The organism is Flavobacterium soyae (genome assembly GCF_021245985.1).
Classification (GTDB): Bacteria; Bacteroidota; Bacteroidia; order Flavobacteriales; family Flavobacteriaceae; genus Flavobacterium; species Flavobacterium soyae.
On sequence record NZ_JAJQXA010000034.1, the window covers coordinates 1 to 1,396 of the forward strand.

1 protein-coding gene is annotated in these 1,396 nt (G+C 34.1%); it reads right to left on the reverse strand.

Translation table 11 applies throughout. From position 1 onward, the window contains the following. Nucleotides 1-47: 47 nt before the first annotated feature. Nucleotides 48-1,133: an IS110 family RNA-guided transposase gene (locus tag LUU93_RS21455; protein WP_232683215.1), complete on the reverse strand. Its 1,086-nt coding sequence runs from the start codon at nt 1,131-1,133 to the stop codon at nt 48-50. Nucleotides 1,134-1,396 lie beyond the last annotated feature (263 nt).

Consider the following 1,396-nt stretch of genomic DNA (forward strand, 5'->3'; position numbering starts at 1 on the left):
ACCGCAAAGATTCTGTGTTGATTTCCAAATTAAAATCTTAATTTTTATTAGTTTTGTTTTTTCAAGACAGTCTTTGAGCTAGTCTCTATAGCGTGTAAAGCCATTTGTGTTTTCACGCTATTTTTTGTTATATAGTTTTTATCGTAAAGAGTTTGGTTTTTGAATAAAACATAGATAAGTTCTAGTATTTTTCTTTGAATGCTTACCAATGCTTTCATTTTAATGCCATGCTTAGATGCCAGTCGTGCGTATATATCTTTAAAGTTATCGTCCCATTTTACTGCAGTTAATGCTGGAAGATGCATGGCTTTTCTTAAATTTCGATTTCCCTTTTTTGATATTCTGGGCTTTCCTTTTATTGAGGTTCCTGATTGCTTCTCCTTTACATCAAGTCCTGCATAACTTGTTAATTGTGATTTATTCCTAATGAGTTCAAATCCATTTGTTTCTGCCAAAACAATCACTGCGGTCAATTCTCCAACTCCAGGTATTGAAGTGATTTTATCGATGGTCTGCTTTAAGTTAAGATCTGCAGCTATTAGACCTGCAATGTCTTCTTTGATTTCCTTTTCCTGTGAATTTAAAAATCCTATTCTTGCCTGCATTCGCTGCATACTTTTTTGATTTGGCTCCGCTTCTGCATTTTCGGCATGCATTTGATTTTTAATAATGCTTCTTTCCTGTACTATTTGATCTCTTTCGCGGGTTAGCTGCTGCAATTCCCTATAAACAGCTTTTGGCCTGCTCCAAATATCCAATTTTCTCTCTAACCCAAATTGGGCTATTGCTTGTGAGCAGCTTTTATCTGTAATGGTTTTTAACTCCAAAGTCCGCATATAATTGCTGATTTTATTAGGCAGCACAATACTTGCTTCATGGTTATTGTCAGATAAATAATAGGCAAATTTCTGATGATACACACCTGTGGCTTCCATTACATATCGAACAGGGATTTGATTGTCAGTGAGTGAATTTGTCCATTCAACCAGCGACTTAAAGCCTAAATCGTTATTCCTAAATATCCTGTAGGCAAATAATTCTATAGTAAAATCATCTAAAAGACGACCTAAGGTAACCACTAATTCTTTTTGGGCTACATCAATTCCTGCTACTTGTTTTACTGCTTTACTCATCTTTGTCTTTTTAAATTTAATTATAAAGTGATGAATCTTTCCTCGTCTTTTCTCCTGATTGGATATTCTGGATATTAAGCATTGCATAATTCCTTACATTCTGTTCAGACTCTAAAAGATAAAAAAGAATGAGGTAATTTCTTTGCGAGAATATGTTTCTTGAACTATTTAGGCGCCAATGGACTCTCATTCCTTTTCACTTAATTATTGCAAATTTAAACATAACGATCACTCATCGTAAATTAACTTGACAAACATAGGAG